15 protein-coding genes are annotated in these 15597 nt (G+C 64.9%); 5 read left to right on the forward strand and 10 right to left on the reverse strand.

Annotated features, from left to right (window positions below):
* Nucleotides 1–83 precede the first annotated feature (83 nt).
* Entirely contained in the window at nt 84–431 is a 348-nt protein-coding gene (locus ACLB0R_RS01405; protein WP_416641483.1) for a DUF2794 domain-containing protein, read from the reverse strand.
* On the reverse strand, nt 431–1111 hold the full coding sequence (epsC, locus tag ACLB0R_RS01410; RefSeq protein WP_416641484.1) for a serine O-acetyltransferase EpsC: 681 nt from the start codon (nt 1109–1111) through the stop codon (nt 431–433). The genes ACLB0R_RS01405 and epsC overlap by 1 nt, the downstream gene beginning before the upstream one ends.
* Before the next feature lie 207 nt (nt 1112–1318).
* Between epsC and ACLB0R_RS01415 the strand changes: the two genes are divergently transcribed.
* Both ACLB0R_RS01415 and ACLB0R_RS01420 read left to right on the forward strand, forming a co-directional pair.
* Nucleotides 1319–2221 (forward strand): hydrogen peroxide-inducible genes activator, encoded by a 903-nt coding sequence (locus tag ACLB0R_RS01415; RefSeq protein WP_416641486.1) that lies wholly within the window; start codon nt 1319–1321, stop codon nt 2219–2221.
* A gap of 99 nt (nt 2222–2320) precedes the next feature.
* On the forward strand, nt 2321–2980 hold the full coding sequence (locus ACLB0R_RS01420) for a fasciclin domain-containing protein (protein WP_416641487.1): 660 nt from the start codon (nt 2321–2323) through the stop codon (nt 2978–2980).
* Here ACLB0R_RS01420 and ACLB0R_RS01425 read toward each other — a convergent pair.
* Genes ACLB0R_RS01425 through pgsA form a run of 3 tightly spaced genes read right to left on the reverse strand, consistent with a single transcriptional unit; the run spans nt 2977 to nt 4242 of the window.
* Nucleotides 2977–3426 (reverse strand): molybdenum cofactor biosynthesis protein MoaE, encoded by a 450-nt coding sequence (locus tag ACLB0R_RS01425; protein WP_416641489.1) that lies wholly within the window; start codon nt 3424–3426, stop codon nt 2977–2979. The genes ACLB0R_RS01420 and ACLB0R_RS01425 overlap by 4 nt on opposite strands.
* The gene (gene moaD, locus ACLB0R_RS01430) at nt 3423–3677 is read right to left on the reverse strand and encodes a molybdopterin converting factor subunit 1 (protein ID WP_416641490.1); all 255 of its coding nucleotides are present in this window, start codon (nt 3675–3677) and stop codon (nt 3423–3425) included. The genes ACLB0R_RS01425 and moaD overlap by 4 nt, the downstream gene beginning before the upstream one ends.
* 13 nt (nt 3678–3690) lie before the next feature.
* Entirely contained in the window at nt 3691–4242 is a 552-nt protein-coding gene (pgsA, locus tag ACLB0R_RS01435; protein ID WP_416641492.1) for a CDP-diacylglycerol--glycerol-3-phosphate 3-phosphatidyltransferase, read from the reverse strand.
* Between the two features lie 137 nt (nt 4243–4379).
* On the opposite strand from pgsA, the gene ACLB0R_RS01440 reads away from it, so the two are divergent.
* A complete protein-coding gene (locus tag ACLB0R_RS01440) occupies nt 4380–5669 on the forward strand; it encodes an MFS transporter (RefSeq protein ID WP_416641494.1) in 1290 nt (429 codons plus the stop codon).
* 17 nt (nt 5670–5686) lie between these two features.
* On the opposite strand, the gene ACLB0R_RS01445 is transcribed toward ACLB0R_RS01440, so the two are convergent.
* The 4 genes from ACLB0R_RS01445 to ACLB0R_RS01460 form a co-directional block, all read right to left on the reverse strand.
* Nucleotides 5687–5851, reverse strand: a complete 165-nt coding sequence (locus ACLB0R_RS01445; RefSeq protein ID WP_416641496.1) for a hypothetical protein — start codon at nt 5849–5851, stop codon at nt 5687–5689.
* Between the two features lie 138 nt (nt 5852–5989).
* A complete protein-coding gene (locus tag ACLB0R_RS01450) occupies nt 5990–8578 on the reverse strand; it encodes a TonB-dependent receptor (RefSeq protein WP_416641497.1) in 2589 nt (862 codons plus the stop codon).
* Nucleotides 8579–8959: 381 nt separating this feature from the next.
* Complete coding sequence (guaA, locus tag ACLB0R_RS01455) at nt 8960–10516, reverse strand: glutamine-hydrolyzing GMP synthase (RefSeq protein WP_416641499.1); 1557 nt, start codon at nt 10514–10516, stop codon at nt 8960–8962.
* 60 nt (nt 10517–10576) lie between these two features.
* Nucleotides 10577–11506 carry an NAD-dependent epimerase/dehydratase family protein gene (locus ACLB0R_RS01460; protein ID WP_416641501.1) on the reverse strand — a complete coding sequence of 310 codons (930 nt, stop codon included), beginning with the start codon at nt 11504–11506 and terminating at the stop codon, nt 10577–10579.
* A gap of 75 nt (nt 11507–11581) precedes the next feature.
* On the opposite strand from ACLB0R_RS01460, the gene ACLB0R_RS01465 reads away from it, so the two are divergent.
* Together ACLB0R_RS01465 and ACLB0R_RS01470 are read left to right on the forward strand one after the other, a co-directional pair.
* Nucleotides 11582–12496: a LysR family transcriptional regulator gene (locus ACLB0R_RS01465; RefSeq protein ID WP_416641503.1), complete on the forward strand. Its 915-nt coding sequence runs from the start codon at nt 11582–11584 to the stop codon at nt 12494–12496.
* Nucleotides 12497–12527: 31 nt separating this feature from the next.
* Entirely contained in the window at nt 12528–13385 is an 858-nt protein-coding gene (locus ACLB0R_RS01470; RefSeq protein ID WP_416641505.1) for an ion channel, read from the forward strand.
* Between the two features lie 11 nt (nt 13386–13396).
* On the opposite strand, the gene ACLB0R_RS01475 is transcribed toward ACLB0R_RS01470, so the two are convergent.
* Nucleotides 13397–15577 carry a prolyl oligopeptidase family serine peptidase gene (locus tag ACLB0R_RS01475; protein WP_416641506.1) on the reverse strand — a complete coding sequence of 727 codons (2181 nt, stop codon included), beginning with the start codon at nt 15575–15577 and terminating at the stop codon, nt 13397–13399.
* Between the last annotated feature and the right edge of the window lie 20 nt (nt 15578–15597).

Raw genomic sequence — 15597 nt, forward strand, 5'->3', positions numbered from 1 at the left:
CGTCATTGCGAGCGCAAGCGAAGCAATCCATCCTCAGCGGCTGGATTGCTTCGTCGCTTCGCTCCTCGCAATGACGAGGTGGCTTAATCCTCGACGATCTTGAGCAGCTTGCGCTCGACGGGCGCAAGCACGCCGGCCAGCTCGTGGCCGCGCTTTAACACCGCCCCGCCTTCGCCGACCAGCGCCCACATGCCCTGGCGATGGCGGAGCGCGGGGCGCTTTTCGATGCGGTATTCGGGCCGCTCGGCGGCGCGGCGGAACGCGGCGAAGATCGCGGCATCCTGCCCCAGCTCGATCGCGTAATCGCGCCACAGCCCGGCCGTGACCATGCGGCCGTAAAGATCGAGGATGCGCGTCAGCTCGAGCCGATCGAAGCCGATCTGCGCCGGCTGGCGGCCATGGCTGAGCGGAAAAGGCGTGACGCTGCCCATCAGGCGCTGTCGCGCAGCTCCGCATTCTCAGCCAGCAGCGCGTCGAGCCGGCGGCGCAGCGTCTCGATTTCGCAGCGGAGCAGCTCGACCTTCTGCGTCTGCGGGTCGAACAAGTCCTTGCACGGCGTGCCATAGGGGATGAACGCGGCGTCCGCCTTGCCGCCATCGACCATTGTCGGCCGCGCGGGGATGCCGACCATCACCGCGCCGGGGGCAACGGGCTTGGTCACCACCGCATTCGCGCCCACGCGCGCGCCGGCGCCGATCAGGATCGGCCCGAGCACTTGCGCGCCCGAACCGATGATCACGCCGTCGGCCAGCGTCGGGTGGCGCTTGCCGGCGACGCCATTGTCGGGGCTGGTGCCGCCGAGCGTGACGCATTGGTAGATGGTCACGTCGTCGCCAATTTCGGCCGTCTCGCCGATCACGACAAAGCCATGGTCGACGAAGAAATTGCGGCCGATCTTGGCGCCGGGATGAATGTCGATCGCGGTCAGGAAGCGCGCGAAATGGTTGATCAGCCGCGCCAGAAAAAACAGCCGCGCGCCATAAAGCGCGTGAGCGACGCGGTGCAGCGCCAGCGCGAGGACGCCCGGGTAAAGCAGGATTTCCCATCGGCTGCGCGGCGCCGGATCACGCGCTTTCACCGAATCGAGATAGGCGACGAGCCGCGCGACCATTGCTGCTAACCCCAGTTTTCCTGCCCTTTACCGCCGCCGCTATGTAGACGCGCTGCGGCGCGATTTCCATAAGCGATGTGACAGCGTGGTCAGACGCTGCCGTTCCTGACTGGGATCGCACGCTTTGTGAGCGTTTTGGTCACTTAAAAGCTTACTATTGATCGATTGAATCGATATATACCGCAACACCAGCTAAGGATTGCGGGATTGACTGCCACGTACCTCCCTACCCTCAAGCAGCTGCATTATCTGGCGGCGCTGAAGGACCATGGCCATTTCGGCCGGGCGGCAGACGCCTGCTTCGTCACCCAATCGACGCTGTCCGCCGGCATTCGCGAGCTGGAAACGCTGATCGGGGTGACGTTGGTCGAGCGCAACCGCCGCGTCGTCCGCTTCACGCCTATGGGTGACCGCATCGCCGAGAAAGCACGCCGCGTGCTGCGCGAGGCAGACGAGCTTGGCGATCTCGCGCGCGCCGCCGGCCAGCCGCTGTCGGGCGAGATGCGGATGAGCGTCATCCCCACCATCGCGCCCTTCCTGCTACCGCGCATCCTGCCGCGGCTGCGCCAGGATTACCCCGACCTGAAGCTTTATCTCCGCGAGGAGACGAGCGGCACCGCCTGCGAGGGGCTGCAGAATGGCCGCACCGATTGCGTGCTGCTTGCCCTGCCCTATGCGTGCGGCGACGTGGCGGTGCGGCCCTTGTTCGAAGACGCGCTGTACGTTGCCTTCCCTGACAACGAGTTCGACGGCCCGCGCCCCTATGTCGATGCCGACGAGATCGACGAGAGCCGGCTGCTGCTGCTCGAAGACGGCCATTGCCTGATGGAGCATTCGCTCGCTGCCTGTAACCGGCCCGAGCTGCGCGCCAGCGCGATGATGCTGGGCACCTCGCTCCACACGATCGTGCAGATGGTCGATAATGGCCTGGGCCTGACGATTTTGCCGGAAATGGCCGTGAAAGCGGGCATCCTCGCCCAGACCCAGGTCGAGGCGCGGCCGCTCAAGGCCGATCACGCGCTCCGCCAGATCGCGCTGGTCTGGCGCCGCGCTTCCCCGCGTGAGAAGGATTTCGAGCTCCTCGCCAACGTGCTCGCCGAGGCGCGCTGAAGCCACGGTTCGTCGCAGCCGCGCAACCACCACGCGGCGCTGCGGGTTGATCGCGCGAGCGGGCGTTCCCCCGCCAAGCATCAACTTACGGAGAGCCTTATGACCCTATTCGCCCCCTCGCGCCTGTTGCTGACCGGCATGCTGCTCGCGAGCAGCGCCGGGATCGCGCTTGCGGCGCCGCAAGCCACCACGCCGCCGGCGCCAGCGTCCGACCCGATGGCGACGCCGGCACCCCCAGACACCGGCGCGCCGGCGTCCACTGCCACCGCATCAAACCCCAGCGTTGGCGGCGCGCCGATGTCGACGTCAAAGACCATTGTCGACAACGCATCTGCCGCGAGCAACCTGACGACGCTCGTCTCGGCGGTGAAGGCGGCGGGGCTCGATGCCACCCTGGCACAGCCCGGCCCGTACACAGTGTTCGCACCGACCAATGCCGCTTTCTCGCGCCTCGCGCCCGGTACGGTCGACACGCTGCTCAAGCCCGCCAACAAGGCGACACTCACCAAGGTGCTGACCTATCATGTCGTGCCGGGCACGATCACCATCGATGATCTGAAAGCCAAGGCAGCTGCCGGCGGTGGTAAGGTGCTGCTGACCACGGTCGAGGGTGAGCCGCTCACCGTCGCGGTCGACGGCCAGATGATCACGCTGATCGATGTCCATGGCAATAAGAGCTATGTCGAGACGGGTGACGTCCGCCAGTCGAACGGCATCGTCCATGTCGTGAACGGCGTGGTGCTCCCCAAGCTCGGCTAGTCGGTTTTCGATGCCCAGCGCGCGGCAGCGGCATCGTCGCTGTCGCGCGCATCGACCCAGCGCGCGTCTCCGCCCGTCATTTCGCGCTTCCAGAACGGCGCGTCGGTCTTCAGCCGATCGATGAGATAGGCGCAGGCGTCGAGCGCAGGCGCACGGTGCGCGGCAGCGGTCGCAATGAAGACGATGCGGTCGCCCGGCACCATCGCGCCGACGCGGTGGATGATCGTCACCGCGCGCAACGCCCAACGCTCCGCCGCCTGATCGGCAAGCGCTTCCAGCGCCGCTTCGGTCGCACCCGGATAATGTTCGAGTTCGAGCACCGACACGCCGTCGTCGGCGCGGACGATGCCGGTAAAGGTCGCGATCCCCCCCGCGCCCGGCACTTCCGCCTCGGCGAGCGCAGCGGCGATATCGATCGGCTCGGCGTGGACCGAAACGCGGATCACCCGCCCGTCACCGGTGGAAAGATTGCGACTTCGCGCGCGCCCAATATCGGGGCATCGAGCGCAACGAAGCGCTGATCGACCGCCGCGCGCAGCCGGTCGCGATCGGCAAAGGCGTGGGCATGGCCGTCGCTCGCCTGCGCCAGCCAGTCGATCAGCTCGGCGACGGTCGTCACGCGCGCCGGGGGATCGACGCGTTCCTTGCCGCGACCGACGCGCTCGCGCACCCAGGCGAAATAGAGGATGTCGATCATTCGCGATGCGTCCTCAATCCATGTGCCGCAGGCCGATGCGCAGATAATCCCAGCCGGTGATCAAGGTAATCCCCGCCGCGCTCCACAAGCCGATCAACCCCGCCGGCCTGATCCAGCCGATCGCCGGCAACGCGCCCGCCAGGATCAGCGCGCCCAACGCGACCAATTGCAGCGCCGTCTTCCATTTGGCGAGCCGCGTGACGGGCACCGACACCTGAATGCCGCCCAGAAATTCGCGCAAGCCCGATACCGCGATCTCGCGCAGCAGAATGATGAGCGCGGCGATCAGGTGAATGCCGGCAATGTCGCGCGTGCCGACCAGCATCAGGATGACTGCGGCGACCATAAGCTTGTCGGCGATCGGATCGAGGAAAATGCCGAGCTTGGACACCGCCCCCTGCGCGCGCGCGAGATAACCGTCGAGATAATCGGTCACCGCCGCCACGACATAGAGCAGGAAGGCGAGCAGATAGCCGGTCGTCCAGCCCGGCCACCACAGCAGCGCGGCAAGCAGCGGCACCGCGACGATGCGGGAAAGCGTCAACAGATTGGGCAGCGTCAGCATTGCCGCCCGTCTAGCCGCCCCAGCCGATGTGGCAAGCCGTGGCCTGCACGAGAGGCCGCCGATTATCCGTTTGCGGGCGACGGCGCCGCTCGGCTATGGCGGACCCAAGTTTGCCACTGCGGAGACATTAAATTGCCATGCTGAATGCGCTCGGCCTTTTGAAAGAGCGCCGTTTCCTGCCCATTTTCGTCACGCAGTTTCTGGGCGCTTTCAACGACAATCTGTTCAAGACCGCGATGGTGCTGTTCGTCACCTACAAGGTCTATAACGATCCCCAGCTCGAACAGAATTTCAACGCGCTGGCGACGGGGTTGTCGCTCATCCCGTTTTTCCTGCTCTCGGCGTTGTCGGGGCAGCTGGCGGATACGATCGACAAGGCGCGGATCATCCGCATCGTGAAAACGGCGGAAATCGGGATCATGGTGATCGGCGCCGCCGGCTTGATGATCGCCCGTGCGGGTCAGTCGACGCTGGGTATTGCGCTGATGCTGACGGCGGTGCTGCTGCTCGGCGTCCATTCGACCTTTTTCGGGCCGATCAAATACGCGATCCTGCCGCAGCATCTGCGCGAGGATGAAGTGCTCGGCGGCACGGGCCTGGTCGAAGCGGGGACGTATCTTGCTATCTTGATGGGCACGGTGATCGCCGGGTGGATCGAGGTTGAGGCCGCATCGATCATGGTGCTGTGCGTCGCCGGGATTGGCTGGGTGGTCGCGCGCAACGTCGCGCCGGCGCCGCGTATGGGCAAGGAATTGTCGATCGATCTCAACCCGATCAGTGCATCGTGGCGGCTGGTGAACGCGACGATGCACATTCCCCGACTGTTCATGGCGATCTGCTCGATCAGCTTTTTCTGGGCGATCGGCGCGGTGCTGATCATCACCTTCCCGCCGCTGGTCAAGAATCTGCTGACCGCCGACAAGGAAGTTGCCAGCCTGGTGATCGCGCTGTTCTCGATTGGTGTCGCGGTCGGCTCGGTCATCATCAACACGCTGCTCGGCGGCAAGATTTCGGCGAAATACGCGCCGGGCTCGGTGATTGCGATGGGGGTGTTCCTGGTCGCCTTCTCGCTGCTCGCGCGCAACTGGATCGGCACGACCGATGGGCACCTCTACACCGTCAGCGAATTCATTGCGCAGCCGCGCGCGCTGCTGGTCGTCGGGTCGCTGACCGCGATTGCGGTGACCGGGGGCATGTATGTTGTTCCGCTCTACGCGTTCCTGACGACCACCGTGTCCAAGGATCAGACGTCGCGCACCGTCGCCGCCAACAATATCGTCAATGCCGGTGCGATGGTGACCGGCGCGCTCATCGTCATCGCGCTGACCGCGATGGGCGTGACGCCGCAGGACATGATGCTGATCGCTGCCGCTTGCTGCCTGGTCGCTGCCTGGCTGGGCCAGCGGCTCCACCAGCTCTGCGACTAGGGCGCCTGCCCCGGGGTTTAGGAAATGAAGCTGTAGATGCAGACGAAGAAGGCCGTGAAGCTGAGGACGAACAGCTTCAGGTCGTGATCCTCGCTGCGGGCGCGCCTGCCGGTCGCCAGCTTGAGCGTGGTGCGGAACGGATGCCCGGCGGTCGCGGGCGCGAATGTGGGTGCCTGTGCCATAGGCTGAAGTTAACGCGTCGTTTACGATTTTGGCCAGCAAACAAGGTGGTTAACCGCTGTGCCAAGACTGGACGCGTGACGCAAAACGGGAACGGCGAGGTGATCGCCGCTCCCGAACGCTTTCAACCCTGAAAAATATCAATAAGCCGCCGACAGCGTCAGGAACCATTGGCGCGGCGCGATCGGATAGACCGAATAGCTGTTGGTGGCCGAGCCGATCGACAGCGTCGATGCACCCTTTTCGTTGGTCAAATTGGTGATGTTGAGCGCGATCTGCGCCTTGCGGAGCGGCAAGATACCCTCCGGCACATGCGCCGCAATGCGGAACGACGTGAGGTAATAGGACGGCACGCTCGCATCATCGGTGAAGGTCGTGAAACGGCGACCGACAAAGTCGCCGATCACTTGCGCATCGATCGGCCCGACCGTCAGCGTGGCCACCGTCTTGTTCAGCCATTTGGGCACGCCGGGCAGTTGCTTGCCGCAGGTCGGCACCACGCCACCGGTCACGACAAAACCGCCGATGCAGGTGTTGGTCGCCGCCCCGATGCCCGTTGCGGTCGAGGTGTAGTCGCTCTTATACGTCGACAGATTGTATGACGCCGCATTGTACAGCGAGAAAGTGCGGCCAAGGTGCAGCGTGAACGCCGCGTCGACACCATCAGTATGGACGTTGCCGACATTGACCAGGATCGATGTGCCGCCGGTGATGCCGCTGCCCGCGATGCCGCCGGGATTGGTCGAGATCGCCAGCAAGCGGTCGATGAAGACGACGTGATAATAGTTGATCTGGCCTTCCAGCCCGATGCCGCCGCCAAAGCTGCGATGGGTGCGCAAGCCGCCTTCATAGGTCCAGCTCGTTTCCGGCTTGCCCTGCGTCGCGAACGCGTTGAACGCCGTCTGGCTGCCCGTGAACCAGGGACCGCCGCCGCCCGCCAGATAAGCGGGATATTGGCGAAGGTTCTTCTGGACGTTGAAATAGAAGGTCTCATGGCCGTTCAGATCATAGCTCGCGCCGATTGCCGGCAGAAACCAGCGCAGCGTGTTGATCTTGCCCTGCGGCAAGCCACCGCTCAAACCCGATAGCGAGCCGGCGACGGGCTGCACCGGAAAGCGACCATCGGCCCATTGCGCGCTCGTCTTGAAGCCGAAGTCGACGCGCAACGGCGTGATGACTTGCCAGCTGTCCTGCAGATGCAGCTGCAGCTCGTTGATCCGCGCCTCGCCCTGATATTGCGTGAACAGCGGCCGAGCGACCGACAGCGGCCGGATATAGGGCGTGCTGTTGCCGGGGTTGTTGACGTCGACCGCATACCAGCGGCGCCACTGCGTGGTGCTGTTATGCTCGAACCAGCCGCCGAACTCGATCTTGTGGTTGCCGATGTCGAGACTGAGCGCGGAGATGACCCCGGTGCGATCGATGCGATATTCGGTCGTGCGGGTGATCAGCCCCGATCCGCCCGCCGCCGCGACCAGCGCCGCACCGGTCGCGGCTGCTTGCGGCGCCGTCGTGCCGACGCACGAGGCGCTGCCGTTGACGACGCCATTGCCGTTACCCGAAAAATGGCAATCGGTCGCGTAATTGGGATCGAGATAAGGCTGGGCGGTCGTGATCGACTGACCGAGCGGGCCGGCGACAACACCGGCGCCGTCATTGTGATGGTGATAACCCGTTGTCGACCAGGTCAAATCCTGCGTCAGCTTCGCCTCATAGCGCACATAAGCGAGATAATCGGTGCGCTGCGCGTCCGAATAATAATTGCGGTAGTTGCTGCCTTCCGTCGCCGGCGAATTGCCGAACTGATTGAGGTAGCTGCCGCGATAGGTCGCGAAATCCGGGTAGAAGAACGGCTTGGTGTACGGCGTGTAGAGCTGGACCGGAGTCGCCACCGCCGGCGGGGTGGGCTTGAAGAAAACGGTCGCGTCTTCGTTCGGCTGGGTGAAGTCGTTGTAATCGAAATAGAGTGTCAGCTTGCCGATATGGTCCTTGTGGACGAACTTGGCATTGGCCTGATAGCCGCCCTGCAGACCGTTGAAATCCCACGCCCGCGCGCGCTGGCGCGCGCCTGACAGGTACAGCGCGTTGTTGCCGCCCGGCCCGAAATCGCCGGTGTCGACGCGAACGAAGGTACGCGCCGTGCCATAGCTGCCAAAGGTATGCGAGACCTGCGCGCCGAGATGTCCAAGAGGATCGGACGAGTAGGTCTCAACCGTGCCGCCAAGGTTGCTATTCGACGCGGTCGCCAGATCGCCCGCGCCGGTCGCCACAACCACACGATCGACATTCTCGGAGATCACCGCGCGCTGCGGCGACAGGCCATTGTAATTGCCATAGCTCTGGTCGCCCAGCGGCACGCCATCCATCGTGTAGCCAAGCTGATTGCCGGCAAAACCGTGGATGAAGATCTGCGCATTCTGCTCGTTATAGCCCCAGGGATCGGCCGTGATGTAGAGCACACCCGGCAGCGTCTGGATTGCCTTTAGCGGCGAGATACCGGGCAGGATGCTCTGGATTTCATCATGCTGAATCGCGGTGGCGGCGCGCGTCGCCTTGGCGGTGACGATGATGTCAGCCCCGTCGGCATTGGCATCAGCAGCCGCGTCCGGGGCGGCTGGCGCTGCCGCCGGCGTGTCCGATGCGGCCTTCGGAGCCGCCGTTGCTGCAGCCGGCTGGAACGCGGCCAGCGCCGTAACAAGCGCAAGCGCGCTGTAAGCGTATTTCAGCATCGTGATTTTCCCCCAGACAAGAGCGATTTCGAGTCGCCGCCGGGTACCGCAGCATGATGCCAGTTCAGCGACTCTAAGGTTGCGTGACGATGACGGCGGGGTTGTGCGTCAGGTTAACTGGCGAATAAGGGCCTAAGGCAGGCGCCTTGCTGAGCTGAGTGACCAAGCCGCGATCACGCCCCGCGTGATCGCGAGTCCCTTCCGGCGCCTTCCGGCGCCGAGTGCCCTGCGGCGCCTTCCGGCGCCGAGTGACCAAGCCGCGATCACGCCCCGCGTGATCGCGAGTCCCTTCCGGCGCCTTCCGGCGCCGAGTGCCCTGCGGCGCCTTCCGGCGCCGAGTGACCAAGCCGCGATCACGCCCCGCGTGATCGCGAGTCTTGGTCACTCCCACTCGATCGTGCCGGGGGGTTTGCTCGTATAGTCGTAGGTTACGCGGTTGATGCCGCGCACCTCGTTCACGATGCGGGTCGCGACGCACGGCAGGAAGCCGCCGGGGAATTCGAAGGCCTGCGCAGTCATGCCGTCGGTCGAGGTGACAGCGCGCAAGGCAAGCACGCTGTCGTAGGTCCGCCCGTCGCCCATCACGCCGACGCTGCGCACTGGTAGCAGCACCGCAAAGGCTTGCCAGATCGCATCGTACAGCCCGGCGTTACGGATTTCTTCCAGATAGATCGCGTCTGCCTTGCGCAAGATATCGCAGCGTTCCTTGGTCACTTCGCCGGGGATGCGGATCGCGAGGCCAGGGCCGGGAAACGGGTGGCGACCCACGAAAATGTCGGGCAGGCCCAGCTCGCGACCGAGCGCGCGGACCTCGTCCTTGAACAGCTCGCGCAACGGCTCGACCAGCTGCATGTTCATCCGCTCGGGCAAGCCGCCGACATTGTGATGGCTCTTGATCGTGACGCTCGGGCCCCCGGTGAAGGACACGCTCTCGATCACATCGGGATAGAGCGTCCCCTGCGCGAGGAACGCCGCGCCGCCGATCTTCTTCGCCTCCGCCTCGAACACGTCGATAAAGGTCTTGCCGATGAACTTGCGCTTGGCCTCGGGGTCGGTGACACCGGCCAGGCCGTTCAGGAACAGCGTCTCGGCATTCACATGGACGAGCGGAATATTATAGTGATTGCGGAACAGCGAGACGACCTGATCGGCCTCGCCCGCGCGCATCAGGCCATGATCGACGAACACGCAGGTCAGCTGCTCGCCAATCGCCTCGTGGATCAGCACCGCGGCGACCGCGCTGTCGACGCCGCCCGACAGACCGCAAATCACCTTGCCCTTGCCCACCTGCGCGCGGATGTCGGCGATCTTGGTCGAGCGGAACTCGGCCATCGTCCAGTCGCCGGTGAGGCCGCAGACATGGCGCGCGAAATTGGCGATCAGCCGCGCGCCATCGGGGGTGTGAACGACCTCGGGGTGGAACTGCATCGCATAATAGCGGCGGGCATCGTCGGCGATGACCGCATAGGGCGCGCCGGGGCTGGTCGCGACCGCGCGAAAGCCGGGGGCGAGCCGCGTCACCTTGTCGCCATGGCTCATCCACACCTGGTGCGTTTCGCCTTCGCTCCACAGGCCATTGAACAGGTCGCAGCCATCGGTCACGTCGATGAAAGCGTGGCCGAATTCGCCGCTATCGCCGAGCACGACCTCGCCGCCGAGCTGGTGCATCATCGTCTGTTGGCCGTAGCAGATGCCCATCACCGGCACGCCGCTGTCGAAGATCACTTGCGGAGCGCGCGGGCTGCCTTCTTCGAGCACCGAGGCCGGCGAGCCCGACAGGATGACACCCCGGGGCGCCATCCGCGCGAACGCGGCTTCGGCGGCGTTGAACGGCACGATTTCGCTATAGACGCCGGCTTCGCGGACACGGCGCGCAATGAGCTGCGTCACTTGGCTGCCGAAATCGACGATGAGGATGGAATCGCTGGGGGTGATCATGGGCTCAGATAGTCGCCTGCCGCGCGAAACGCCAGCGGGGGCGCGGCAAGCTCGGGTTGATCAAGCAGCCGGCGCGAACGAGGCAATCGTGGCCGCTACGCCTTCCCGATAGGGTGTGACATCCGACCAGAAGCGCCGGCGCCATTTCGAGGCATCGACACGATAGGGCCGGTCCCACTGGAACTGCATTTCGTCGAGCTCGCGCAGGAACGGCACGAACAGGCCGAGCAAGCGCCGCGTCAAGGGTGAGAATACGCGGAGCCGCAACTTCACGCCGGCTGCCTCCGCGCCCATGGCGAGGATCTGGCGCGAGGTCAGCGTCGGCGCGCACGGCACATGCCACGCCTGGCCGAAGGCATCGTCGCCGGCATCGAGCAATGTCACCATCGCCCGGCCGATATCGGGGACATAGGCATAATCATGCGGCTGGTCGGCCGATACCGCGAGCATCGCCGCCTTGCCGCGCGCGATGGCGGCAAGCCCGGTTTCGCCGATATGCGACAGCGTCACGCCGGGGCCGTAAAAATCGGGTGCGCGCAAGGCGGCGACTTTGACGCGCGAATCCCCCATCCACATGCGGGTGATCGCAGCGCGCGCCGCCGGCTTCTTGCCCTTCCGGGTGAGCGGCATGTCTTCGGTCAGCGCGGCGGTCTGGGCGCCGTACATGTAGAGATTGTCGAAAAACACCATGCGCGCGCCGGCGTCGGCGCAAGCGTCGAGCAGATGACGCATCGCGATCGGCCAGTCGCGCTGCCAGACCTTGCCGGTGTACGCGAAGCCGATCGCCACCGCGACTTGGCTCGCCCCTGCCACTGCGGCGCGCACCAAGGCGGCATCGAGCACATCGCACGATGTGAACGGCACATCGGCCGGCAAATCGGCCGGGCGCGAGCGTTGCGCCACCCGCACCTTGCTGCCGCGCGCGCGCAACAGAGCGACCGTCGCTTTGCCGACCGGCCCGTAACCCAGCATCAGAATTTCCTCACTCATCATCTGTCTCCCGTCGATGCCGCAGACCTAGGCCGGGTTTGACCATGAGTGAAATGCAAGCTTATTATAGATGCCATGCACGATAAGCATCTTCGCGCGATCGACCTCAACCTCTTGCCGGTGCTCGACGCACTGCTCCGCCATCGCAACGCGACACGCGCGGGCGACGAAGTGGGCCTGAGCCAGCCGGCGATGAGCCGCGCGCTCGGCCGGCTGCGCCATCTGCTGGACGACCCGCTGCTGGTGCGCGGCATCAAAGGACAGGTGCTGTCGCCGCGTGCGGAGGCATTGCGCGCGCCGCTCGCCGCGCTGCTCGGCGAAATGCGCGCGCTGCTGACCGACCCGCCCTTCAACCCCGCCGCCGAGCAGCGCACGCTGCGCATCGCGATGACCGATGCGCAAGCCTCGCTGCTGCTCGCGCGGCTGGTACGCCGCGTCAGTGATGCCGCCCCCGGCATCGTGATCGAATGGGTGCCGATTAGCCCCGCCGTGCCCGAACGCATGGCGTTGGGCGAGATCGACCTGAGTTTTGCCCTCGACACGACGCCCTTGCCGCGCGGCGCTGCGTCCGAACCGCTGATGGAGGACGAAGTCGCCGTGGTCGTGCGGCAAGGCCATCCTTGTGGCGGCGCCTGGGCAATGGCCGATTATGCGCGCTACCCCAGCATCGTCATTTCGTTGATGGGCGATGCTGCGTCCGAAATCGATACCGCGCTCGCGGCGGTGGGCATCGAGCGGTCGATCGCCGCGATCGTGCCGACCTTTCGCGCCGCTGCCGAGATCGTCGCGGCGACTGATGCGGTGACCACCATCTCGCGCGCCTTTGCCGCGCCGCTCGCCCCGGCCCTGCCCTTACAGTTGCTCCCCGCCCCGCTCGCCAATCCCCGCCTTGGCATCACGATCGTGTGGGCGAGCTATCGCGGAAACGATCCGCTGCTGGTGTGGCTGCGCGGGATGCTGCGCGCGGTCGCGAGCGGCGCGCTCGGTTGACGCGACCGGCAAACTGGCGGATTTGAAGGCCATGCCCCAGCGCCCCCGCCGCATCGCCGTCCAGGCCGAGAATTTCCAGGCGATGAAAGTGGGCGCGCCCTCCCCGCTTGCCGACTTGTACTATTGGGTCATGGAGATGACATGGCCCGTCTTTTTCGGGCTGAGCGCGGCGTTGTTCGTCGTTATCAACCTGGCGTTCGGGCTGCTCTACGCCGCGCTGCCCGGCGCGATCGCCAATGCGACGCCTGGCTCGATCGCCGACGGCTTTTTCTTCTCGGTCGATACGTTGGGCACGGTCGGTTACGGCGCGATGTACCCGGCCAGCCGCATCGGCCATCTGATCGCCGCGACCGAAATTCTGACCGGGATGTTCGTCTCGGCCACGATGACCGGCCTCATCTTTGCGCGCTTTGCCCGGCCGCGCCAGGCGCTTGCCTTCAGCGAAGTCGCGGTGATCGGCCAATATGAAGGGCGACCCGCGCTGATGGTGCGGCTCGCCTCGATCCGCTCGCGGCCGCTGGCTGACGCGACCGCGCAAATGTCATGGCTTGAATCGGTCAGCATGCCCGACGGCCGCACCTTCCGCCGCCTGACCGAGCTGCCGCTGGTGCGCAATCGCAACCCGCTGCTCGCGCTTGCCTGGACGCTCGTCCACGTCCTGGAAGACGACAGCCCGATGCTCAAGGCACTGCAAGGGCAGGACCGCTTCATGCTGTCCGTCTCGGTCGGCGGGCTCGACACGCTGCTCGCCAGCCCGTCGCAAGGGTCAGCGCGTTATCTGCGCGAGCATGTGCTGATCGACCATGAATTCGTCGACATCATCACCGAGCAGGACGGCGTCATGCACCTCGACCTCACCAACCTCCACGCGGTGCGGCCGATAAGCTGAGGGGGCATACCTCAGCTTTTCTTGCCGCCATTGCCCAGGATCGGGTGGACGTTCAGTCCCGTCCATTTCGCGATGAACGCCCAGTCGCTCGCGGTTTCGTCGATGATTTTGTCGATCGGCTTGCCACTGCCATGGCCCGCGCGGGTTTCGATGCGGACGAGGTGCGGCTTGGGGCCGATATCCGCGGCCTGGAGCGCAGCGGTATATTTGAAGGTGTGGCCCGGCACGACGCGATCGTCGGTATCCGCCGTCGCGGCAAGAATGGCCGGGTAATCGCGCCCGCCTTTCACATTGTGATAAGGCGAATAAGCGTAAAGTACCGGGAAATCCTCGGCTTTGTTCGGGTAGCCATAATCATCGACCCAATAGCGCCCCGCCGTGAACCGGTTGAAGCGCAGTATGTCCATCACGCCGACTTGCGGCAGCGCGGCGGCGAACAGATCGGGCCGCTGATTGACCACCGCGCCGATCAGCAAGCCGCCGTTCGACGCGCCCAGGATCGCGAGTTGATCCTTGCCAGTGATGCCCTGCGCTTTCAGATACTCGCCCGCGGCGATGAAATCGTCGAACACATTCTGCTTGTTGTGCAACCGCCCGCCATCATGCCAGGCGCGGCCATATTCGCCGCCGCCGCGGATATTGGCGAGCACATAGACGCCACCCTGCTCCAGCCACGCGATCCGCGTCGCCGAGAAGGTGGGATTTTCCGAAATGTTGAAGCCACCATACGCATAAAGCAGCGTCGGCGCCGGGCCCGTCGTCCCCTTACGGCGGACAATGAACATCGGCACCCGCGTGCCGTCCTTCGACGCGTAGAAACGCTGCTCGACGGCGTAGGAGGCAGGATCAAACGCGACTTGCGGTGCCGCCCAGACGCTGGTCTGGCCGCTCGCCACGTCGTAGCGATAGACCGTCGTCGGCACGGTAAAGCTGGTGAACGCGTAGAAGCTCTCGCTGTCGGTGTCGGTGCCGCTGCCGCCGACCACGGTGCCGATGCCGGGCAACGCGACATGCCCTTCCGACTTGCCGTCCAGCGCAAACCGGCGCACGTCGCTCTTCACGTCCGACAAATAGTTGGCGATGATTTTGCCGCCGAGGATCGACGCGCTTTCCAGCACGTCCTTGTCCTCGGGCACCAATTCGGTCACCGGCGGCAGCGCCGATTTGGCGAACAGGTTCATGGTGACGATGCGGCCCTTGGGCGCGCCTTTGTCGGTCATCCAGTAGAAATTGCCGCCGACATTGCCGATCAGGCTCCACTGGTTTTCGAGCCCGGGAACGATGGTGCGGGGCGCCAGTTTCGGCGCGGTGAGATCGACCACAGTGATTTCGTAGCGGACATCGGTGCCCTCGGTCGTGGTGATGACCAGCCATTTGCCGTCATCCGTCACCTGAACTTCATGGCCCTGCTTGGGCTTGTCGGGCGTAGCGTAGATCAGCGCGTCGGCCGATTGCGGATCGCCGATCTTGTGGAAATAGACTTTCTGATTCTCGTTGGTCGACTGGAATTTGGCGCCGGCGGGCGGCTCGGGATAGCGCGCATAGAAAAAGCCGGTGCCGCCCTTCTTCCAGGCGAACCCTGAGAATTTCACCCATTCCAGCGTATCGGGCAACACTTGCCCGGTCTTGACGTCGATCACCTTGACCGTGCGCCAATCGGTGCCGCCGTCCTGGATCGTATAGAGGAGCTTGCTGCCATCGTCGGACGGCACCCATTCGCCAAGCGCCGTCGCGCCGTCCTTCGACCAGCCATTGGGGTCAATCAGCACGCGCCCTTCTCCGTTCAGGCTGTCACGGACGAAGAGGGCCGACTGGTTCTGCAGGCCGGTATTGTGCGTGTAGAAATAATGGCCGCCTTTCTTTTGGGGCACGCCGAACCGCTCATAATTGAACAGCGCCTGCAGCCGCGCCTTGAAGACGTCCCGGCCGGGCAAAGTCGCGAGATAGGCGTCGGTCACCTTGTTCTCGGCCGCGACCCAGTCCTGCACCTCCTTGTCGGTGCGCACGTCATTCTCAAGCCAGCGATAGGGATCAGCGACCTTGGTGCCGAAATAATCGTCGACCTGATCGACCTTGCGGGCGGCGGGATAGGGCATCGCGGTGCTCGTGCTGGCGGGGCTGGGCGGGGTCGGCTGAGCCGTGGCGGGAACGGCGGTGGACGCAAGCAGGATCAAACACATCGCGCGACGCATGGGCGATCGACTCCCCGGAT

Source organism: Sphingomonas sp. GlSt437, from assembly GCF_048015635.2.
GTDB lineage: Bacteria > Pseudomonadota > Alphaproteobacteria > Sphingomonadales > Sphingomonadaceae > Sphingomonas.